Source organism: Tsuneonella sp. HG222 (assembly GCF_053819185.1).
Genome location: NZ_JBSOQZ010000001.1, coordinates 1,487,298 through 1,506,837 on the forward strand (window position 1 = coordinate 1,487,298; position 19,540 = coordinate 1,506,837).

Consider the following 19,540-nt stretch of genomic DNA (forward strand, 5'->3'; position numbering starts at 1 on the left):
CGGATCAGGCACTTTCGCGCACGATCAGGCGGAAGCCCACGTCGATGATCGCAGCGTCGCGCTGACCGGTGTCGGCGTGGCGCTTGATTGCCGCGAGGGCTTCGCGCGCGATGCGGGAACCGTCGATATCGACGCTGGTGATCGTTGGCCGCATTTCGCCCGCAATCGCGCTGTTGCCGAAGCCGAGCACGGCAATTTCGCCCGGCACCGTCATGCCGGCGCTCTGCGCTTCGACGATGACGCCCTGGGCCAGGTTGTCCGACCCGCAGACGACCACATCGGGGCGCTGCGGCAGGGCGAGCAGGTCTGCGAAGATGCCGCGTGCGTGGCCAAAACGCGGCGGTGTGCCCACGGCGGCTTCGCTCGGTGTCTCTCCGCCCAGGACCGACCATTCCTCGACCAGTCCGTTGCGCCGCTGCTGCGCGCGCGGACCCTCGGCGGTGACGATATGAGGGCGGCGGTAGCCGCGGGCGTGAAGGAAGCGGGCAATGTCGCGCCCCGCGTCGTGGTGGGAGAAACCGATCGCCAGTCCGATCGGGTCGGCCGGCAGTTCCCACATCTGGATGAAGAGACAGCCGCTGCGCGTCACCATCTCGGCGGTGGCGTCGTCCATGGGACCGGTCGAGATGATCGCATCGGCGCGCCGCGAGATGGCGGCCCGGATAAGATCGCAGGTCCGTTCTTGCGACATGCCGGTGAGGCCCAGCATCACGTTCAAACCGCTGGCCGCCAGCTCCTCGACCATCGTCTCGATCGTCACGTTGAAGATCGAATCCACGAGATTGGGGATCAGCACCGCCACGAGCCGGCTACGCGAAGAGGCGAGACCTCCTGCGAGGGCATTGGGAATATAGCCGGTTTCCCGAATGGCCCGCTCGATCCGCGTGCCCGTCCCCTGGGCCACGATCGCTGGGTTGGACAAAAACCGGCTGACGGTGGCGGCCGACACCCCGGCGCGGCCCGCAACGTCGTCGAGTGTGGGGACGCGTGTGCCCGGCTTGTCCAAATCCTGCGCTTTGCCCATTCCTGCCGCCGCAACGCTGTTACAGGAAGCGCAGCGGAACCGAAAGGGCGCCGATTTCGGGCCAGCGCGAGACGGCTATCGGGCCGGACAGCTCGAAGTCGCGGGTAGCGGCCAACAGCTCTTCCAACGCAACGCGCAGTTCCATGCGGCCGAGGTGCGCCCCGGGGCAATTGTGCGGTCCGCGGCCGAAAGCCAGGTGACTGTCGATGTTCGGTCGGTGGAGCACGAAGCTGCCGCCATCGGGGAACACATCCTCGTCGCGGTTGGCCGAGGCATAGACCAGCGCGACCGGTTCATCCCTGGCGATGGTCCGCCCCCCAATTTCCACGTCGCGGGTCGGCGTGCGGGCGAACCCGCGATAGGGCGAATAGAGGCGCAGGAATTCCTCGATCGATGCCGGAATGAGGGCGGGCTCCGACCGCAGCCGGGCCTGAAGCGCGCGGTCGCGCGAAAGGTGGACCGCCATGTTGCCGATCATCACCATCGGCGCGACCATGCCGACGACGAGAACCTGGCGAACGGTCCCGACCACCAGTTCGTCGGGCAACGGCTCGCCGTCCAGCCTTGCCGCCAGCAGCGCGGAGGTCGGATCGATGGCGGGGTCCTGCGGATTGGCGTGCCGGTCGGCCACCAGCGCCCGCGCCATGTCGTAGAGCTTGAGGCTCGTGTCGCGCATGGCCTGGGGCACGGTCGAATGAACCGCCATGATGAAGGCCCGGCCGGAATCGTGCAGCGTGTCGAGCCAGTTGTCCGGGATCCGCATCCACACGCCGAAGATGTGCACCGGGAGATAACTGGAAAACTCGGCGCAGATGTCGCCCCCGCCCTTGGCGACCATCGGCCCCAGCAGCTTGCGGGTCAGTTCGCGCGCCACCGGCTCGAGCGCGGCAGTCTTCTCCGCGGAAAGGAGCGGGTTCAGCGCGCGGCGATAGGGGGTGTGCTCGGGCGGGTCGAGGTGCAGCGGCGGGCGCCGGCCCGTGAAGGCGACCTTGGGGACCACGTTCTGCACGGCGGTAGTGAATGTGCGGTAGTCGCTGGCCGCGGCCAGCACGTCGGCGTGCCTGGTCAGCGCCCAGAATCCGCCCAGGCGATCGGTATGCGCCACTGGGCATTCGCGCCGCAGGCGGGCATACTCGGCGTGGGCGCTGTCGAAGTCTTCGGGCAGGTCGGGATCGAAGTCCCGGGCCGGTTGAGAGCTCACGTCTTGTCCCCGTCTCGCCGCTGCGAGCCGCTCGAATAACCCCCGGCCACCTCCTTCGCAAGCGCTTTCATCGGGCGGGTTTCCGTTGTAGGCAAACCAGCATGAGGGCCGATTCCGAAGAAAGTGCAATCGAACGCGCGATCGGGCGAAAGGTCGTGCGCCGGCTGGTCATTCCGTCGGCCCTGTTCGTGCTGATGGGCGCGATTGACCGGACCAATGTCGGGTTCGCCGCGCTGCAGATGAATGCCGACCTGGGCCTGTCGGGCACGCAGTACGGCTTTGGCGCGGGCGTGCTTTTCATCGGCTTTCTCGCTGCCAAGTATCCCAGCGTCCTGCTGTACGAGGCGATCGGCATGCGCCGCTGGCTGACGTGCATCACGCTGGCCTGGGGCATCGCGGCTTGCATGATGGCGGCCATCCAGAACGAATGGCAGCTTTACGGCTTGCGCGTGTTCATCGGATTTGCCGAGGGCGGCCTTTCGTCCGGCATGATGATCTACCTCAGCACCTGGGCGACCGAGCGATACCGCGCATCGATCCTGGCCATCCCGATCACGGCGATTTCCGTCGCGCAGGTCGTGGGTGCGCCTATTTCGGGCGCCCTGCTCGACTATGCCAATCCGCTGGGCATGGCGGGCTGGCGCTTCATGTTCCTGGTCGAGGGATTGCCGGCGGTCGCACTGGGCATCTTTGCCTACCTGCATTATCCCGACAGCCCGAAGGATGCGCGCTGGCTGAACGATCGGGAGCGTGACTGGATGGCCGCCAACATCCGTGGCGCCACCCCGCCCCGCGCCACCCGGCCCGAGGATGGCACCCGCTGGGCCGCCTTGCGGCAGCCGATCGGCTGGATGTGCGCCCTGATCTGGTTCTGCATCCTGGCCAGCAACTACGGCGTGATGTTTTGGCTGCCGCAGATCGTAAAAGGCCTGACCGGATTCTCGGCCACGCAAACCGGTTGGATCGTGTCCCTGCCCTTCGCCGGCAGCGCCATTGGCCTGCTGCTCAACGCGCGTCATTCCGACAAGACGCAGGAGCGCTATCTCCATGTGGCCGTTCCGGCGCTTATCGGCGGTGCGGGATTGCTGCTCGCCTACTTGCTTGGGCCGGGCCTGCCCGGGCTTTTCGCCCTGATCGTCGGGGGCGCCTGCACGGGGTGCACGGTCGCGGCCTTCTGGGCGATCCCGACCCGGCTTCTCGCACCCGGAAGCCTGGCAATGGGCATCGTGATGATCAACATGGTCGGGAGCCTGGCCGGCGCCACCGTGCCTGCGATCATGGGCTATCTCGCCGAAACGTCGGGCTCCTATTTCCCGCCCACGCTGCTCCTGTTCGGTATCTCCGTGACCTGCGCGCTGCTGTGCCTGGGGGCCCGCGCGATCGACCGTGACCGCATTCCCGCCGCGGCGGCCGGCGCGTGACGACGCAGACGGGCGGCCGCGCGTCGCTCATTCTCCTCCTCGCCGCGGTCGCGGCCCTTGGTTCCTCGGCGATGCACATGCTCGTGCCCGCCTTGCCCTTCCTGGCGGAAGGCCTGCGGATTTCGGCCAGGGAGGCACAACTGACAATCTCGACCTGCCTGGTGGCGATGGCGGCCGGTCAGATGGGCGCCGGCCCGCTGGTCGACCGCGTGGGACGGCGGCAAGTGTTGCTGGGCGGGCTTGCGCTCTTCTTCGCCGGGTCGGTCGGAGCGGCGCTCGCCCCCGACATCGAGACGGTTCTCGCCTGCCGCGTCCTGCAGGGCCTGGGCGGCGCGGCGGGCGTGGTGACGAGCCGGGTGATCGTGGGGGACATGTTCGGGCGGGAGGAAGCTGGGCGGCGGCAGGCGACACTCATGAGCGTGGTACTGCTCTCCCCGGCCGTCGCGCCCGTGATCGGCGGGGCGATCGTCGAGGCAAGTGGCTGGCGCGAAATCTTCGCCACGCTTGCCGCATTGGCAGCGGTCGCTCTCGTTGCGTGCGCGGTCAAGATCAGGGACGCGGCGCAAACGCCGGTCGCGCGCCCTCCCCTGCTCGCGAGCTACGCGGTGCTCGCCCGCAACCGCCGGTTCGTCCTGCTGGTGTGCTCGATGGGATTGTCCAGCAGCGCAATGTTCATGTTCCTCAGCGTCTCGCCCTTTCTGCTGGTGGAGACCTGGGGCCTGAGCGAGCGGGCCGCGGGCTTTTGCTACCTCATAGTGGCATTGGGCGGCATCACCGGGACCCGGCTTTACGCCGTGGTCGAACGGCGAGCAGATCCGGTCATGGCGGGGTTGCTTCTTTCGATCCTGGGCGGGCTGCTGACCGTGACGGCATCGCTGTTGCCGGTGGTCGACTGGCCGTCGCTGGTGGTTCCGGTGACGGCCACCACGATCGGCGTCGGCCTTGCCGCGCCCGGCATCATCGCCAAGGTGGTCCACGTCGACGCGTCCCTTTCGGGCACGGCGACGAGCCTTGCGGGCGCCGGGCAGATGGGGTTCGCCGCCATTGCCACGGCCCTGCTTGGGATCGTTCACGCCGAAAGCCTGTTTGCCATGTCCATCGCAATGGTCCTGGCGAGCGGCGGGGCGTTCCTGTGTGCACGAATGGCCGCCCGCTGAGCCGAGGCGGGCGGGCTTCAGGCGAAGAGCGCGCCGACGTCTTCGACCGTTTCGAGGGCAAGGATAGCGTCGGCCAGACGCCCGACCTTATCCGCAGCCAGCGGCAGGCACGCACGGGCGGCACAGTCCAGGAACTTGGCGCGCAGTTGCTCTTCCGTCAGCGGGTTCTGGGGCGCTCCGGCCGCCTGCCGAACGACCCACTCGTAAGGCTCGCCGCCCCGCATGGTGACCCGCATCGCGCCGCTTGCACCGATCTGTCCGTCGAGGGTCGGCTCGACCCGGTAGGACACGCGGGAAGCGAGATCGAGGATCGCCCGATCTGTTAGCGCTGCCAGCGTGAAGTCGTCGAGCGTCACCCGGCCGCGAACGAATGCCAACGCCGTGCAAAACGGGATCGAGAACTTTGCGTCTATCAGCACCGAGGGCGCATTCCTGCGTGCTCGGGGCTCCATCAGCATCCGCTGCACCGGATGGATCGTCACCTCGATCCGTTCGATTGCCGCGGGGTCGATGCCGGTGGACAGCAGGTCCAGCGCGGCTTCGATGAACGGGTGCGTGCCGCGGCAGCTCGGCCAGGGCTTGAAGGTCAGCTCCTCGATCCAGAACCGACTGCCGTGGCCGTCCGTCAAATCGGCAGGCGCGTAGTCGCCGCCTGCGTAGAGCGAATAGAAGCCTCCCGGGCCTTCCAGCGGTTGCTCGAAGCCCGGCACGCCCCCTTTGGCCAACAGGGCCGAGATCACCGCACCCTGCGCCGGGAAGGCTTCTCGCACGGCGCGCAGGACCGTTCTTTGCGAATGCTTGATTTCGCCCGGCATGGTCGCCTGGCAGAGCATCAGCGACAGCGTATCGCGCACCCCTCGCGCATCGAGCCTGAGCAGCCGCGCGCACCCGGCGGCCGCCCCGAAGGCCGCGACGATGGGCGGTGGGTACCAGTTGTCGAGCTCCATAGGGCGCCGCAACGCCAGCCCCATGCGGCAGGACAGGTCCCCTCCCGCCGCCAGAGAGCAGAGAAATTCCTTGCCCGAGATCGGACCGGAATGCTGCGTCAGGGCAATCAAAGCTGGTATCAGCGACGCGTTGGGGTGGCCGGGCGCCGGGTCGAACGCGTCCTCGAAGTCGAGTGCATGGGCCATTGCGCCATTGGCGAGCGCCGCCATGGCCGGTTGCGCCCGCAGACCGGTCCCGAGGACTGATGAAGGCCCCGCACCGCTCGCTGCCGCCAGGTCGATGAACGGCGCCACCTCGGGGCTCAGGCCACTGGCGCCCAGCATGACGCCCACGGCATCCAGCAGGACATGGCGCGCGGCGGTGACCGTCCGGGGTGGAAGGTCGCCGTAATCCAGGGCGGCGATGGTGGCGCACAGGCGGTCGCTCAGCCCCACCTCGTCCGCCGCTTCGGTCATGGGGCGGCTTATTCCTCGCTGTCGACCACGCCGCCGCGCCGCTCGCCCGAAGCGTCGGGCGCGTCGCGATTGTTCTCGGCGCAGCTGTATTCGCGGATTCGCCAGTCGGGGCGCTTGGAGTAGATGACCGTCTGCTCGATCGGCTGCGTGAACGCGCGCGGATCGATGAGGGTCATCTTCACTTCCATCGTATCGCCGTCGATGTAGCGCATGCGCTCGACGATGCGCAGGTCGGTCGAATGGGGCACCGCGGCGCCGAACTCGGTCCTGTCGTGCAGGCCGATCGTGTCGACGACCAGCGTGTCGCCTTCCCATCGGCCGATCGAATCGCCGTTGTACGTCGGGTCGAGCTCGTCTTCCGGCAGGTGTTCGGCTCGGTCGAGGAATATGCGCCGGACTTGGCTTTCCGCTTCGAAGATCATCGTCACCCGGCCCGGGGTGTGCAGGATCTCAAGCGGATAGGGATAGGTCATGATCCGCGGCATCCCGGGCCATTCACACCCTTGCGCGCCTTCGGCCAGCCTGGCGCGTTCCTGCGCGCGCTCCGCCCGGATCGCCTGATACTCGGGCGTGAGCGGCATTTCGGCACGCGGCGGACCTTCGGGTTCACCCGGATCGAGCCGCTTCTTGCCCTCGCGCTTGAGCTGCTCGTCGAGCGAATAGTCGTTCATCCACACGCCGCTGAAGTCGCGCGGGTCGGCCGGTGTGGTTCCGTCAGGCGTCGATCCCTGCGCCGCCATGGCCGCGAACGGGAGGCTGGCTGCCAGGGCCAGCGCGCACAGGGCGTGGGTCGTCCTAGCCATGGTAGTAGTAGACCGTCCCGTCCTGCTTGTGGACTTCGAGGAACGAGCCGCCGGGTTTCCCCGAACGCAGCGGGTAAACCAGGACGCGGACCTTCTCGCCCTTGCGCAGGCTGGTGCGTTTCCACCCGTTGCGCGACAGGATGTTGGGGCTGCCGCCCTCGAGGCTCCATTCGACGGCCTTGGCCCTGCCCGGCACCGCCACCTGGATGAAGGCATGGGGGTTCGTCCACTGGAACTCGGTGACCGTGCCTTCGAGCCAGGTCTCCTTGGACTTGTCGAACATTGCGAAGCTGTGGTGCGAGGCAACCGGCGCCGCCGGCGCAAGGCAGATTGCCGCGACCACGGCCCACCTGGCGGACCTCATCCGTCTGATTTCCATCGGTTACTCCTCTCCCGCCCCGGCGAGATATTGCCTTCGCCCCTGCTGATGTATACGCTTACATCAAAGGTTCGTGGGAGGAAAGTGTCGCGTATGCATTTCATCACCAAAAGAGCGCTCGCCGCCCTGTCGCTCGCCGCCCTCGCCGCTACCGCGCCCCTCGCCGCGCATCACAGCTTCGCGATGTTCGACCGCGCCAAACCCATCAAGATCAAGGGGAAGGTGCGCGAGTTCCAGTGGGTCAATCCGCACACCTGGATCCAGTTCACGGTCATGCAGAATGGCAAGCCGGTCGAATGGAGCATCGAAGGCCGCAGTCCCAACGTCCTTGCCCGCCGGGGCTGGAGCAGGAAAGCGCTGCAGCCGGGCGACGACCTGACCCTGACGATCTATCCGTTGAAGAACGGAAAACCCGGCGGCGCGATCGTGCTGGTCGAGTTCGCTGACGGCCGCAAGTTGAATGCCGACACGCCCACCGCGGTCGACACCGACGAGGAAGGCCCGCGCTGATGCTTCGATTTCTGACGGCCGCTGCTGTTCTCCTTGCGGTCCCCGCCATGTCCGCGCAGGCGCAGGAACCGTCCGCAGCAGCGGTCGCCCAGCCCGACTTCTCCGGCCTGTGGGTCATCTCCAACCGTTCGCTCTCGGGCAACCGGGACGAGCGGTTCGAGCCCCTCAAGCCGCAGGACTACCTGACCCCCGCGGCGCAGGAAGCCGTTGCGAAAATGCGGCCGGCCTACGATCCCAGCGCCTTGTGCCTGCCCGCCCTCCCCCGGCAGATCCCCGGGCCCTACCCGATCGAGATCGTCCAGCGGCCCGGCCGTGTTGCGATGCTGTTCGAATGGGATACGGTTTTCCGGCTGATCTACACGGACGGGCGGCCGCATCCCGACGCCGACGAAGATCAGCGCTTCATGGGCCATGCGATCGGCCGGTTCGAGGACGGCCGGCTCGTGGTCGACACTACGAACTTCAACGGCAAGACCTGGCTCGAGGGATCGGGAGTGCCGATGTCGCAGCAGGCGAGGCTGAGCGAAACCTACGAGCTGCAGGACGGCGGCAAGACCATGGTGGTGACGGTCAAGGTCGAGGATCCCGTCAATCTCACCCGGCCAATCTTCCGCCGCCACGTGTTCAACCGCAAGGACGACTGGGCGCTGGCCGAGTATGTCTGCGCGGAGGGCAATCGCGACAACGTCTTCCAACAGCGCGAAGGACAGCCGGGCTCGCTGGAGGAAAACGACGTGATCGAAGCGCCCTAGCGGCTCTGCGCGGCAGCGGTCCGTTCGATCCAGGCGGCCAGCGCGGCCAGCTCGGCGTCGGTCAGCTCGGAAGGATTGAACTGCGGCATCGCGCCGACTCCGTTGCGCACCACGTATTCGACCATCGAGGCCGGCAGCGCCCGCCGCTTGAGCAGTTCTTCCTGCCCCTTCGGGACACGGCGCGCCAGCGCGCGCGTGCCCCAGCCCCGTGCATCGTGGCAATAGGCGCAGCGCTCGGCCCAGTTGGCCTCCGGCGATCGTTCCTCCCGCGCCGCAGCCGGCGAGGCAAAGAGCGAAAGCGCGGCAGAGACGACAAGCGCGCGCATCATGCCTGCCTGCTCCCGATACCCTGCTTGCCCGGGGCGAGTATGCCGTTGGGATCGAGTGCTGCCTTGATGCGGTCGTTCAGCCGCGGAAGCGCATGATCGCCCCAGGTGTGCATGGCTTCCACGTCATCCATGAATTCGATGTGCGAGCGGTAGAGGCCGATGCCCATCTCCGCCGCATCCTTGCACAACTGGCGGAACAGCGCCTTGCAGGCGTCGGTCATGGCCTTGTCCGTTTGGATGTAGAGCATGTCCGCCACGAACACGAGCGCGCGGCCGCCGATGCCGAACATGCCAATCCACGGATCGATGCCGTATTCGATGAAGCGCCGCTCCACCAAGTTGTACAACTGATCGACGCGCGTCCCGACCGCAGCCACGACCGGCCCGAAATCGCTGTGTCCGCCGGGCGATCCGCGCCAGTCGACAATGCCGAGCGGAGCCAGGCTGACTTCCTGGCGCATCCACGGTTGCTGCGGTTCGCCGCGCTTCCAGCGGGTTACGGCAATCTTCGCCTCGGGGAGGTGGGCTGCCAGGTGCTGCTCGATGCGGGCAAGGCGCAGGTCGATCCCGCCTGCCCGGTGGTCGAACAGGTTGACGATAACGTTCCACCACCCCCGCCCGCGGCGCGCAAGTTCCTGCTCGATCCGCTCGATGGGAATGGCGCCCTCACCCTGCCAGATGTCCTCCCGCCGGGCGCCGCCAGTGATCTGCCGCATCCCGTTGGCGATCGTGTAGGTCGAGTTGATCGTGTCATCGATCTTCAGCGGCCGCAGGGCATCGACCAGTTTCGCCAGGTCGCCCTTGCCGGGAACTTCGATGGTCAGCCCGGCCATTTCCTCGGGCTCCGGCATCAGCCATAGCCCCATCTTGGTCACGATGCCGAAGTTGGACTGGGTGAACATTCCGTCCCACACCGGGCCGAACGGGAGCTTGAAGGCCTGCCATTCGCGACCCCCTGCCACGGCGCCAAGTCCCGTGCGCACCAGCGATCCATCGGCCAACATGACCTCCATGCCGCAGATGGTGTCGGCGTGAATACCATAGGGGGTGTAGCCGACGCCGTGTTCAAGAGCATTGCCGATCACGCTGCCCCACGAATGCGCTGCTCCGCTCATCCAGTAGCGCGACCCGCGGCGGTCCAGCTCTTCCTTGAAATCGAAGAAGCTCACGCCGGGTTCGACCAAGGCAAAGCCCAGTTCTTCGTCGATTTCGAGCACGCGGTTCATGCGCTTGAGGTCGACGACGACAGAGCCCTTGAGCATCGGCGCGGCGGTGCCGTAGGCGAAGTTCTTGCCCATCGAGACCGGCCAGAGCGGGATGCGATAGCGGTTGGCGATGGCCAGGATCGACCGCAGCTGGTTGGTGTCGGCCGGCGCGAGCGCGGCGGACACCGCATGATCCTCCCGAGGGCCGATCGCGAAGGGATCGAGGTAGCTCGCCCGGTCGTCGTCATCGGTAAAGACCCATTGCGCCCCCAGCGCCGCCCGGAATTCTTCGAGTGCGGCGGCAAAAGCCGCCTCGCCCGAACCGGGCGGCAGGAGGTCGGGCATCAGAAGGTCACACTTGCCTTTGCATAGACCGAGCGGCCGCGCGTATCGTGCAGCGTCGGAATGAACGGTTGGAACGACGGGTACATCAGATAGGGTTCTTCCTGCCCGAACACGTTCTGCGCGCCCACGCCAAATTGCAACTCCCGGCCGCCCAGGTCCCACGTGTAACTGTAGCTCAGGTCGATCGGCGCCCAGGCATCCACTGTGTCGAGTTTCACCAGCGTCGTCTGGCTGTCGTAAAGGTCGATCGGGCCATAGTAGCGGACGGCCGCGGTCAGATTGTGACCGTCCATCTGCCAGGTGACGCGTCCGTTGATCCTCAGGTCGGTGTTCGGCGTGATCGCCGTGATGGGCGAAGCGGTGTAGAACCGTCCATTGCCATCGACCACCGGCCCACCGACCACCGCCTGGGCGTCGTACTTCAGGTTCTTGGTGCCGCTGAGGTTGAAGTTGAGCGATCCGTAGCGGCCGATGTCGTGGGTGTAGTCGACCGAGAAGTCGATGCCCCGCGTTTCGACCGAAGCCTGGTTGAAGAAGCTGGTCGTAACCGAGAGGATGGCGCTGCGCACGTTCGGATCGTTCGACTGACGCACGATCGGGAACTGCGCGGTGCCGAGCGGACCGAGCGCAACGATGGCGTCGGCGCCGACCGAGGTGATGCGATCCTTGAACTCGAAGTTCCACCAGGTGGCTTCCATTTGCAGCCCCGGGAGAGGCTTGAGGACCGCACCGAAGCTCATCGCCTCGGACTGCTCGGGCTCGAGGTTGAGATTGCCCACGGAGATGAGCGCAATGCGCAGGTTCCGGTCGCCGTTGCAGGGCGCCGGCTGCGTCACCGGGCAATCGTTGACGCCCGCCCCGCCCGCAGACTTTGCGAACAGGCGGAACAGCGAGGGAGCCACGAAGCTCGTCCCCCAGCTGCCACGCAGGGTCAGGACATCGTTCTGCGTGTGATACAGCAGGCCGATCTTGGGGTCGGTCGTTTCGAGATCGGATCCGATCCATTCGTGCCGCAGCGCGCCGTTGAATTCCAGGTAACCCATCGGGCCATCCATCAGCGGTACGTTGGTTTCGAGGAAAGCGGCGTAGGTCGTGCGCGAGTTGTCGAAGTCGGTTTGCGTGACTGCGTTCGCCTTGTTGCCGATGTTCGCCTGCGTATCGTAATCGATCGCCAGGCTTTCCTTCCGCATCTGCCCGCCGACTGCCACTGCCAGAGGTCCGCCCGGCAGGTCGAACACCGTACCGCTGAGGGTCGCGTCCGCGGTCACCAGGCTCGACTGGAAGCGGTCCTGCAGGAACGGCACGACGTAATCGATGGTCTCCTGCGTGTTGGCCGCCGCGGATCCCGGAGCGGCCAACGCGCTGTTACCGAACAGGTTGAAGTAGGAGCAGCCGTTGCGCCCCGGTGTATTGGCAGTGCGGTTGCACGAGGTTCCGCCCAGGCCGGCCAGGGCGTAGTTGAGCTCGTTGGTCAGCGCCACGCCGACGGTGCCGTTGGTGTTGAGCTTGTACTTGCTCCAGGCGAGTCCGGTGTTCCACTGCCAGTCCGTCGATATGTCGCCCGACAGTGCAGCCACGGCCCGCATGATCGTGTTGTCGGAGACCGACCGGCGGGTCGACGCGCATTCGCCCGGCTTCAGCGTGTTGCCGGTGGGCAGGCCGCACTGCGACCCGAGCGGACGGCCGCTGTAGACCACGTCCTCGTAAAACGGGATGCCGGAACCCGCCACCGTCGGCGTGGGCGAGAGAACGACCCGCCCGGCGGCATCGCGCGTGGGCAGGAACACTTCGGCGCCATCGCGGACATAGCCTGCGGAGACTCCGCTCGACACCGCATAGAGCGGCTGACCCGCCGAGTTCACCGCCCGGTAGTAGATGTTGCCCGGGTTGTGGCCCGGTATGGTCACCGGCACGCCGATCGTGTCGCCGGGGGTGTAGCTCGTCGAGCTGCGAACGTCGGCAAAGCCGGCCTCGACGTCGAGCCGCAGCGAATCGCTCAGGTCGTAGAACCCATGCAGCAGCCCCTGGTACCGGCGAATGGCGGACTGCGAGCCGTTGTCGGACCAGAACTGATAGCGGCAATCGACGCCGGCGGCCGGGCTCGCGACGACCGGAGGCAACTGGCCCGTCGCTGCCGTGCCGACCGGATAGGAACCGACGATCGTGCCGCAAGTCGGGTCCACGATATTGCGCCGCAGCGTCGTGGTCAGCTGGCCGGCAGCATTGCGCACTGGCAGGGTGAATTCACCCGGCGCGCTCTGGGAGGAGCTGAAGCGGATATCGTTCTGCAGGCCCTTCTGTGATGGCGTGTAGAGCGCGTAACCGTCGATCGGGTCCTGGTCGTAGAAGCCGAAGGCAGCGGTGATGTGGCCGGAGTCGCCCACCCCGGTGCCCATCATCATCTCGACCCGGTAGTCCAGCGCATCGGAGTAGGTGAACATGTTGCCGCGCGCGGCGACCTTCACCCCTTCGAAGGTGTTGTTGGTGATGAAGTTCACCACGCCCGCCACCGCGTCCGACCCGTAGGTGGCGGAGGCGCCGTCCTTTAGGATTTCGAGGCGCTGCAACATGATTTCGGGGACCAGCGAGTTGACGTCGACCACGTTGTCCTGCGCGTCGGGAAGCTGCGTCTGGCGGCGGCCGTTGAGCAGCACCAAGGTCGCCGAGGAGCCGAGGCCGCGCAGGTTGATGGTGCCACCGCCGCGCTCGTTGCCGAAGGCGCGGCCGGAAGCGAAGGCCGATCCCGTGTTGTACGGGAGGTCGCGCACGAATTCCGCGATCGAGGTCGGAGCCTTTGATTCGAGCTCGTCCCGACCGACGAAATCGACCGGGGAGGACAGCTGGTATTCGCTTCGCTTGACCAGCGACCCGGTGACGATGATCGTCTCGCCCTCGGCCGCGCGGTCACCCTCGGTGATTTCTTCGTCGGTCGCGTCCGCTCCTTGCGATTGCGCGGCTGCCGGCTGTGCACACAAAGCGAGCGTCGACGCTGCGACGAACCAAAATGACCTCATTCACACCCTCCCCTGAAAGCGATTGCTGTAAACGCTTGCAAAGGTTGTTGACAATCCCCCGCCGATTGTCAAGCTGGTGGCGCGGCGAGGAGGCCTGCGAATGACGTTATCTTATGCGGACCGGCCCGCCCTGCGCGGCCCGACAGAACCCGCGCGTTTCGATTCGGAAGTATTCGACTGCGAGGTCGTCGGCGCTCTGCCGAAGGACCTGAGCGGCGTGTTCTATCGCGTGGGCGGGGAGTGGTTCTATCCGCCCCGCTTCGCCGACGATTCGCCGTTCGCGGCCGACGGGATCGCTTCGCAGTTCCGCATCCATGACGGATCGTGCGACTTCACCTCGCGATTTGTGCGCACGCCGCGCTATCTCGCCAACAGGGCGGCGCGCGAGCAGTTGTTCGGGTACTATCGCAATCCGTTCACCGACGACCCGCGTGTTGCCGGCGTCTCCGGCACGGTGTCCAACACGAATATCGTCTACTTCGCCGGCCGCCTGCTCTCCCTGAAGGAGGATGCGCTGCCCTACGAGCTCGATCCGGAAACGCTGGAAACGCGGGGGCCGTTCGATTTCGGTGGGGGATATCGCTCGCCCACGTTCACCGCGCACCCCAAGGTGGACGGCAAGACCGGCGAAATGATCACCTACGGCTACGAGGCCGAGGGCCTCGCGACCAACGCGATCTGGCTCTACACCATCGATCCCGCGGGCAAGGTCACCAGCGAGCGCCGGATCAAGGCGCCGTACCTGTCGATGGTGCACGACATCGCGCTGTCGCAGAACTACATCCTGATCCCCGTCTACGGCATGGTCAGCAGCATGGAGCGCCTGCGCGCCGGCAAGGTCCACTGGGGCTGGGACAGCAGCGTGCCGAGCTACATCGGCGTCGTACCGCGCAGCGGAGAGGGCGAAGTCCGCTGGTTCGAAGGGCCCGAGATGGCCATGGTCCACACCTTCTCGGCGAGCGACCGCGATGGGGTGATCACACTGCACGCCGCGGTGAGCGATTCGAATCCCTTCCCCTTCTTTCCCGAAGTGTCCGGCGCCCCGTTCGATCCTGCCGGCGCCGCGACGACGGTGCGCAAGTACACCCTCGACACGCGCGGCAAGGCCAAGGGCTGGCGGGAGGAAAAGCTGTTCGCGGACAAGCCCGGCTCGCTCAGCCGGATCGACGACCGGCTGCTCGGCCACGACTACCGGTACGGCTTCCTCGGCTATTCCGATGCCGCCCGGCCCTTCGAGGGCGGCGGCGGGCGCCGGCCGGTGAACAGCTACGGCAAGTTCGACTTCACGACCGGCGCGGTGCAGTCGCTGTTCGCCGGGCCGACCCATTCGCTGGGCGAAATCGCCTTTGCCCCGCGCAGCCCGACCGCCCCCGAGGGCGATGGCTGGATCCTTGGACTAGCGACGAACTATGCCGACATGCATTCCGAACTGATCGTCGGCGATACCCGCGATCTGGCCGCGGGACCGGTGGCGCGGGTGCGCCTGCCATTCAAGGCGCCGGGACAGATCCACGGAAACTGGGTTCCGACCTGGAGCTTCGCCAAGTGAGCGTAGATCCAGCCCGTCTCGAGCGCGCGCTCAAGGCGTTCGAGGCCATCGTGGGCGCGCAGAACGTCTACCGCGGCGACGATGCCGTTCTCGGCTATGCCGACGCCATGGCGCCGCGCGATCCGGCAAGCTACGCGCCTCGCGGCGCCGTGGCACCCGGCTCGGTCGAGGAAATCCAGGCGCTGGTGCGTCTCGCTGGGGATCACGGGGTGCCGCTCTGGCCGATCAGCCGGGGCAAGAACTTCGGCTACGGCGGCGCCGCGCCGCGCCTGCCCGACATGATCACGCTCGATCTCGTGCGGCTCAATCGCATCCTCGAGGTGAACGTCGAGCACGGGTTTGCCCTGCTCGAGCCCGGCGTTGGGTTCGACGATCTCCACGATTATCTGGTGGCCAACAACATTCCCCTGTGGATGTCCGCTCCGGCGCACACCTGGGGCAGCGTCGTCGGCAATGCTCTCGAACGCGGCGTGGGATACACGCCCTACGGCGAACATGCGTCGAAGATTTGCGGGCTCGAGGTCGTCACCGGCACCGGCGAACTGCTGCGCACCGGGATGGGCGCGCTGGCCGGCAGCAAGACCTGGCAAGCCTTCCCTTATGGCTTCGGTCCGGCGTGGGACACGGCCTTCATGCAGTCCAACTTCGGGATCGTCACCAAGATGGGCCTGTGGCTGATGCCAGAGCCGGAAAGCACGCTGAACCTGGCCATGCAGCTTCCCAAGGTCGACGAGCTGCCGGCAGCGATCGATGCACTGCGCCCGCTCAAGCTCGACGGCACGGTGCAGGCCAATCCGTCGTTCGGCAACATCATCCGGAATCTCGCCACCCGGGGCCAGAAGGCGGCCTATTACGACGGTGACGGCCCGATCCCCCCCGCCGCGCTTGAACAGGCGCGCGTGAAGGCCGGGATCGGCCACTGGAATTTCTCCGTCCGCCTGTTCGGCGACCCGCGGATAAACGCGATCAACGCCGGAAAGGTGCGGGACGCGTTCCGCGGCAAGGTCTCGGCCGAATTCACCGAAACCATGTGGCAGCGGGGCGAGCCCCTGCGGGGATCGGGCGCGCCCTCGCCCTCGCTTGGCGCGTTGTCGGTCGTCGATTGGCACGGCGGTCAAGGTGGGCATCTTACCTTCTCGCCGGTCTCACCCTTCTCCGGGGCGGAGGCGTGGAAGCAGTATTCGCTGATCCGGTCGATGTACGAAGATCATGGCTTCGATTACTACGGCGGCTTCACCGCCGGGCAGCGGTATCTCAACCACATCACGATGATCCTGTTCGACCGCGCCCAGCCCGACATGATGGCACGGGCAAACACGTTGTTCTCCAAGCTCATCACGACTGCCGCAGCCAACGGTTGGGGCGAGTACCGCACGCACGTCCTGTGGTATGACGAGGTCGCGAAGAGCTATGACTACAACAACGGGGCGATGCGGCGCTGGAACGAGACGGTGAAGGATGCGGTCGATCCCAAGGGCGTGATTGCGCCGGGGAAGATGGGCATCTGGCCGCGTTCCTATCGCGAGGAGCGGACATGATGCGCGCGGCGATCCCCACTCTCATCCTGACGGCGATGGCGATCTGGTCGGCCCCGCTCGGTGCCCAGGAGGGTGACGCAGGTCAGCAGGCCTTTCGCGAGCACTGCGCCGGGTGCCACCTGGAAGATGGCTGGGCGAGCCGCGTGCTCGCCCGCCGCGTTCCGGCAGGCGAGGCGGCGCTTGAAAAGCGAACAACCCTGCCCGCCGCCTATGTCGAAATGGTCGTCCGGCGCGGTATCGGATCGATGCCGCAGCTGCGGCGCGCCGAGCTGGACGACGCGACCCTCAAGTCGATTGCTGCCTATCTGGAGCGTACGAAATGAAGCCCTTTTCCCGGCGAACCGTGCTTCAGGGCGGGATCGGGCTCGGCCTGGCGACCGCCGTTCCCGCCGTCGCCCTGGCTGCCCAGCCCGGGCGCGTTTTCGTCTTCGACGGCCGCAGCGCCGAGGGCAGGCGTGCCGCGAAAGAGCGAGGCGGCATGACCTTCGATTCCGCGCACGAGGGTTTCGGCCGGGCCTGGCGCAGCGAACTGCCAGCGGCCTTGGCCGGCCGGCCGGTGCTGGAAGGACTGACCACCTGGTCGGCACTGCTGATCTGCCAGGGCTTCGCGCGCGAGCGCGGCCTTAACCTGCGTTCCGCCGAGCCGCGGCCGGGCGGGCTTTATGCCTGGACGATCGCATGAGAACGTCCCGCCGCGCCTTGCTCGTCGCCGGTGTTCTGGGCCTGGCTACGCCCGTCGGCCCGCGTGTTCTTGCCGGGCCAGGTCGCGCAGCTTCGCTTGGCAAGGCGCTGCACCCCGCCGAGCTTTGGGGCATCGGCTATGCCTCGTCGCATGCCGACGCGGTGATCCCGGCTGCATCTGGTGCAATCCTGGATGCCCCGGCCAGCTGGCATCCCGAATTCGTCTGATCACATCGGAGGAATCGGCGGCCCCTTGTGGGCCTCGCCTTCGAACGGATACAGCGTGCCGACCGGGCCGTTGCGCAAGGTGGCCTCGATCCGCCGGATGCGCCCGTCCTCGACCTTGAAGGTCTCGAACAGGTAGAGGCTGCGCGGCAGATTATTGCGCTCTGGCGAGATTTCGACCGGCTTTCCGCGCACCGTCAGTGTGCGGCGTTGCACCGGCATGTCGACCAGAGTGATCGCCGTCACGATCCCGCGCGCGGGATCGACCACCGGAAACCTCAGGCCCGTATAGCTGTGCATGTAGACGAAGCGCTCCATGCCTTCGGAGCAGCCGGCACTGCCGCCGCGCGAGGTGTTGGTCGTGCGCACGTTGTTCTCCACCCGGTTGCAGTCGGGGTGGAATGCCGTTTTCACGCTGCCGTCCGTCAGAGTCTGGAAATACCCCCGCGCCGCCTGGATCAGCTCTTCGCGGGTTTGTTGCCGCCCCTCGGGAATGAAGATGTCCATATAGGGGTCGCCGTCGCGCGGTTCTCCGGGATTGAACAGACCGGCCTCCCCTTTGCGGGTGAGCATGATTTCGCTCTCGGCAATCCGGCCACCCTTCTGGGCGATGCGAACGGCGACATGCGCGAGTTCATCCTCGCCCAGGCGGATGACGCCGTGCGTGATGGCCTGCCCGTTCGACGGGTCGGCGAAGGTATGGCGGAACGTCCACCCATTCCCTTGGGTCCAGACACCCGACTTGAGGTCGGCGGGCTCGCCGTTGACCCAGATCTTGTGATCGGGAGCGAAGGCAATGCGCGACGCGTCGCCGACACCCAGCCCGTCGAGGTAGTCCATCATCAGGCCCACGGTGCAGCTTTCCCCGCACTCCTGCGCCATCGCGGCCTGCGGGGCCGCCGCAGCGAAAACCAGCGCCAGCCCCAGTGAAATCCCGCGCTTCATAAATCCCTCCCGTTCAGGTGTCAGGCGCTCTCCCGCCTCACGATCTCGAATCCGCAATCGACCTTGTTGGTCAGCAAAGGCGTGCCCTCGCGCCGGCTGCGCAGGATGTTCAGCGTTTCGTCCGCGATGCGTTCGCCGTCGATCCTTACAGTGGTCAGTGGCGGACGAACCACTTCGGCGGCGGCGATGTCGCCGAACCCGATCACAGCATAGTCCCTGGGAACCAGCAGTCCGCGTTTGGTGCTCACGGCGATGACGCCGATCGCCAGATAGTCCGACCCAGTGACGATCACGTCCGGCCTCTCGGCCAGGCCCTGAACATTGGTCACAACGTCCTGCGCATGACCGAAGTCGGACGGGATCGGCACTTCGAACTCGGTGGCCGGCCGCCCGCCGAGCCGCTCCCATTCGCCCAGGAAGCCCTCGCGGCGGCGATAGGGACGCACGCCTTTGCCGGTGACGAGGTGGGGCCGCCGATAGCCTGCGTCCCACACGAAGCGCGCCAGCGCGCGTCCGACCTCGAAATGGGAAAAGCCGACCGCCACGTCGACCGGATCGTCCGGCATTCCCCACATCTCGATCGTCGTGGAATCCGAACGGCGCAGCAATTCGCGCATGTCGGGCGGCACCGGGCCGCTCAGCACGATGGCCTCGGCCCGCCGCTGCAGCGCGGCCAGGATCGTGGCCCGGTGGCGGTCTTCGGAAAGCGAAGTCAGCGCAAGGAACGGCACCGATCCCGCCTCCGCCAGGCGATCCACCAGCCGCTCGATCGTGCGCTCGACGATCGAGTTCGCCAGATTGGGGACGAGGATTGCGATGAAGTGGCTCGATGAGGAGGCCAGGCTTCCCGCGTGCGCATTGGGTACGTAACCCAGCGTTTCGATGGCAGCCTGCACCCGCTTGCCGGTTTCCTCCGCAACGACATCGGGGTTGTTGACGTAGCGCGAGACTGTTGCGGTCGAGACCTTGGCCAGGCGTGCGACGTCGTCGATCGTCTGGGCCCGCCCGCGCTGGCGTGGCGATCGCGTGATTGTTCGACGCCGTTTGGTCACCAGGGCC

At 66.6% G+C, this 19,540-nt stretch carries 19 protein-coding genes; 9 read left to right on the top strand and 10 right to left on the bottom strand.

Features of this window, described 5'->3' with window-relative positions:
* Positions 1–4: 4 nt before the first annotated feature.
* Both ACWPMZ_RS07470 and ACWPMZ_RS07475 read right to left on the bottom strand, forming a co-directional pair.
* On the bottom strand, positions 5–1,024 hold the full coding sequence (locus tag ACWPMZ_RS07470) for a LacI family DNA-binding transcriptional regulator (protein WP_455703375.1): 1,020 nt from the start codon (positions 1,022–1,024) through the stop codon (positions 5–7).
* Positions 1,025–1,043: 19 nt separating this feature from the next.
* Entirely contained in the window at positions 1,044–2,225 is a 1,182-nt protein-coding gene (locus ACWPMZ_RS07475; protein WP_455703376.1) for a cytochrome P450, read from the bottom strand.
* Between the two features lie 101 nt (positions 2,226–2,326).
* Here ACWPMZ_RS07475 and ACWPMZ_RS07480 point away from each other — a divergent pair, with 101 nt between their 5' ends.
* Positions 2,327–3,646 carry an MFS transporter gene (locus tag ACWPMZ_RS07480; RefSeq protein WP_455703377.1) on the top strand — a complete coding sequence of 440 codons (1,320 nt, stop codon included), beginning with the start codon at positions 2,327–2,329 and terminating at the stop codon, positions 3,644–3,646.
* Entirely contained in the window at positions 3,643–4,803 is a 1,161-nt protein-coding gene (locus ACWPMZ_RS07485) for a Bcr/CflA family efflux MFS transporter (protein ID WP_455703378.1), read from the top strand. Before ACWPMZ_RS07480 ends, ACWPMZ_RS07485 begins: the two co-directional genes overlap by 4 nt.
* 17 nt (positions 4,804–4,820) lie before the next feature.
* Here the strand turns inward: ACWPMZ_RS07485 and ACWPMZ_RS07490 are convergent, their stop codons facing one another.
* Genes ACWPMZ_RS07490 through ACWPMZ_RS07500 form a run of 3 tightly spaced genes read right to left on the bottom strand, consistent with a single transcriptional unit; the run spans position 4,821 to position 7,388 of the window.
* Positions 4,821–6,206, bottom strand: a complete 1,386-nt coding sequence (locus ACWPMZ_RS07490; RefSeq protein ID WP_455703379.1) for an MmgE/PrpD family protein — start codon at positions 6,204–6,206, stop codon at positions 4,821–4,823.
* Between the two features lie 8 nt (positions 6,207–6,214).
* The gene (locus ACWPMZ_RS07495) at positions 6,215–7,009 is read right to left on the bottom strand and encodes a hypothetical protein (protein ID WP_455703380.1); all 795 of its coding nucleotides are present in this window, start codon (positions 7,007–7,009) and stop codon (positions 6,215–6,217) included.
* Entirely contained in the window at positions 7,002–7,388 is a 387-nt protein-coding gene (locus ACWPMZ_RS07500; protein WP_455703381.1) for a DUF6152 family protein, read from the bottom strand. Before ACWPMZ_RS07500 ends, ACWPMZ_RS07495 begins: the two co-directional genes overlap by 8 nt.
* 93 nt (positions 7,389–7,481) lie before the next feature.
* Here ACWPMZ_RS07500 and ACWPMZ_RS07505 point away from each other — a divergent pair, with 93 nt between their 5' ends.
* Positions 7,482–7,898 (top strand): DUF6152 family protein, encoded by a 417-nt coding sequence (locus tag ACWPMZ_RS07505; protein WP_455703382.1) that lies wholly within the window; start codon positions 7,482–7,484, stop codon positions 7,896–7,898.
* Positions 7,898–8,650 (top strand): hypothetical protein, encoded by a 753-nt coding sequence (locus ACWPMZ_RS07510; RefSeq protein ID WP_455703383.1) that lies wholly within the window; start codon positions 7,898–7,900, stop codon positions 8,648–8,650. The genes ACWPMZ_RS07505 and ACWPMZ_RS07510 overlap by 1 nt, the downstream gene beginning before the upstream one ends.
* Here ACWPMZ_RS07510 and ACWPMZ_RS07515 read toward each other — a convergent pair.
* The 3 genes from ACWPMZ_RS07515 to ACWPMZ_RS07525 are packed head-to-tail and all read right to left on the bottom strand — an operon-like array spanning position 8,647 to position 13,543.
* Positions 8,647–8,979: a c-type cytochrome gene (locus ACWPMZ_RS07515; protein ID WP_455703384.1), complete on the bottom strand. Its 333-nt coding sequence runs from the start codon at positions 8,977–8,979 to the stop codon at positions 8,647–8,649. The genes ACWPMZ_RS07510 and ACWPMZ_RS07515 overlap by 4 nt on opposite strands.
* Positions 8,976–10,529: an FAD-binding oxidoreductase gene (locus ACWPMZ_RS07520; RefSeq protein ID WP_455703385.1), complete on the bottom strand. Its 1,554-nt coding sequence runs from the start codon at positions 10,527–10,529 to the stop codon at positions 8,976–8,978. The genes ACWPMZ_RS07515 and ACWPMZ_RS07520 overlap by 4 nt, the downstream gene beginning before the upstream one ends.
* On the bottom strand, positions 10,529–13,543 hold the full coding sequence (locus tag ACWPMZ_RS07525; RefSeq protein ID WP_455703386.1) for a TonB-dependent receptor domain-containing protein: 3,015 nt from the start codon (positions 13,541–13,543) through the stop codon (positions 10,529–10,531). Before ACWPMZ_RS07525 ends, ACWPMZ_RS07520 begins: the two co-directional genes overlap by 1 nt.
* 100 nt (positions 13,544–13,643) lie before the next feature.
* On the opposite strand from ACWPMZ_RS07525, the gene ACWPMZ_RS07530 reads away from it, so the two are divergent.
* From ACWPMZ_RS07530 to ACWPMZ_RS07550, 5 genes are read left to right on the top strand one after another with little or no spacing between them, the layout of a single operon-like run.
* Positions 13,644–15,092 (top strand): carotenoid oxygenase family protein, encoded by a 1,449-nt coding sequence (locus ACWPMZ_RS07530; protein ID WP_455703387.1) that lies wholly within the window; start codon positions 13,644–13,646, stop codon positions 15,090–15,092.
* A complete protein-coding gene (locus ACWPMZ_RS07535) occupies positions 15,089–16,630 on the top strand; it encodes an FAD-binding protein (protein ID WP_455703388.1) in 1,542 nt (513 codons plus the stop codon). The genes ACWPMZ_RS07530 and ACWPMZ_RS07535 overlap by 4 nt, the downstream gene beginning before the upstream one ends.
* Positions 16,627–16,953, top strand: a complete 327-nt coding sequence (locus tag ACWPMZ_RS07540; RefSeq protein ID WP_455703389.1) for a c-type cytochrome — start codon at positions 16,627–16,629, stop codon at positions 16,951–16,953. The genes ACWPMZ_RS07535 and ACWPMZ_RS07540 overlap by 4 nt, the downstream gene beginning before the upstream one ends.
* Positions 16,950–17,312: a hypothetical protein gene (locus ACWPMZ_RS07545; RefSeq protein ID WP_455703390.1), complete on the top strand. Its 363-nt coding sequence runs from the start codon at positions 16,950–16,952 to the stop codon at positions 17,310–17,312. Before ACWPMZ_RS07540 ends, ACWPMZ_RS07545 begins: the two co-directional genes overlap by 4 nt.
* Complete coding sequence (locus ACWPMZ_RS07550; RefSeq protein ID WP_455703391.1) at positions 17,309–17,539, top strand: hypothetical protein; 231 nt, start codon at positions 17,309–17,311, stop codon at positions 17,537–17,539. The genes ACWPMZ_RS07545 and ACWPMZ_RS07550 overlap by 4 nt, the downstream gene beginning before the upstream one ends.
* Here ACWPMZ_RS07550 and ACWPMZ_RS07555 read toward each other — a convergent pair whose 3' ends face one another.
* Together ACWPMZ_RS07555 and ACWPMZ_RS07560 are read right to left on the bottom strand one after the other, a co-directional pair.
* Positions 17,540–18,481, bottom strand: coding sequence for a hypothetical protein (locus ACWPMZ_RS07555; RefSeq protein WP_455703392.1), 942 nt, complete (start codon positions 18,479–18,481; stop codon positions 17,540–17,542).
* A 20-nt stretch (positions 18,482–18,501) separates the two neighbouring features.
* Complete coding sequence (locus tag ACWPMZ_RS07560; protein ID WP_455703393.1) at positions 18,502–19,533, bottom strand: LacI family DNA-binding transcriptional regulator; 1,032 nt, start codon at positions 19,531–19,533, stop codon at positions 18,502–18,504.
* Between the last annotated feature and the right edge of the window lie 7 nt (positions 19,534–19,540).

Bases quoted from the DNA above. Each gene is read 5' to 3' on its own strand.
- ACWPMZ_RS07505 (WP_455703382.1), top strand. From the start codon at position 7,482: ATGCATTTCATCACCAAAAGAGCGCTCGCCGCCCTGTCGCTCGCCGCC.
- ACWPMZ_RS07525 (WP_455703386.1), bottom strand. From the start codon at position 13,543: ATGAGGTCATTTTGGTTCGTCGCAGCGTCGACGCTCGCTTTGTGTGCA.
- ACWPMZ_RS07490 (WP_455703379.1), bottom strand. From the start codon at position 6,206: ATGACCGAAGCGGCGGACGAGGTGGGGCTGAGCGACCGCCTGTGCGCC.
- ACWPMZ_RS07500 (WP_455703381.1), bottom strand. From the start codon at position 7,388: ATGGAAATCAGACGGATGAGGTCCGCCAGGTGGGCCGTGGTCGCGGCA.
- ACWPMZ_RS07545 (WP_455703390.1), top strand. From the start codon at position 16,950: ATGAAGCCCTTTTCCCGGCGAACCGTGCTTCAGGGCGGGATCGGGCTC.
- ACWPMZ_RS07510 (WP_455703383.1), top strand. From the start codon at position 7,898: ATGCTTCGATTTCTGACGGCCGCTGCTGTTCTCCTTGCGGTCCCCGCC.
- ACWPMZ_RS07530 (WP_455703387.1), top strand. From the start codon at position 13,644: ATGACGTTATCTTATGCGGACCGGCCCGCCCTGCGCGGCCCGACAGAA.
- ACWPMZ_RS07540 (WP_455703389.1), top strand. From the start codon at position 16,627: ATGATGCGCGCGGCGATCCCCACTCTCATCCTGACGGCGATGGCGATC.
- ACWPMZ_RS07520 (WP_455703385.1), bottom strand. From the start codon at position 10,529: ATGCCCGACCTCCTGCCGCCCGGTTCGGGCGAGGCGGCTTTTGCCGCC.
- ACWPMZ_RS07515 (WP_455703384.1), bottom strand. From the start codon at position 8,979: ATGATGCGCGCGCTTGTCGTCTCTGCCGCGCTTTCGCTCTTTGCCTCG.
- ACWPMZ_RS07495 (WP_455703380.1), bottom strand. From the start codon at position 7,009: ATGGCTAGGACGACCCACGCCCTGTGCGCGCTGGCCCTGGCAGCCAGC.
- ACWPMZ_RS07555 (WP_455703392.1), bottom strand. From the start codon at position 18,481: ATGAAGCGCGGGATTTCACTGGGGCTGGCGCTGGTTTTCGCTGCGGCG.
- ACWPMZ_RS07470 (WP_455703375.1), bottom strand. From the start codon at position 1,024: ATGGGCAAAGCGCAGGATTTGGACAAGCCGGGCACACGCGTCCCCACA.
- ACWPMZ_RS07480 (WP_455703377.1), top strand. From the start codon at position 2,327: ATGAGGGCCGATTCCGAAGAAAGTGCAATCGAACGCGCGATCGGGCGA.
- ACWPMZ_RS07550 (WP_455703391.1), top strand. From the start codon at position 17,309: ATGAGAACGTCCCGCCGCGCCTTGCTCGTCGCCGGTGTTCTGGGCCTG.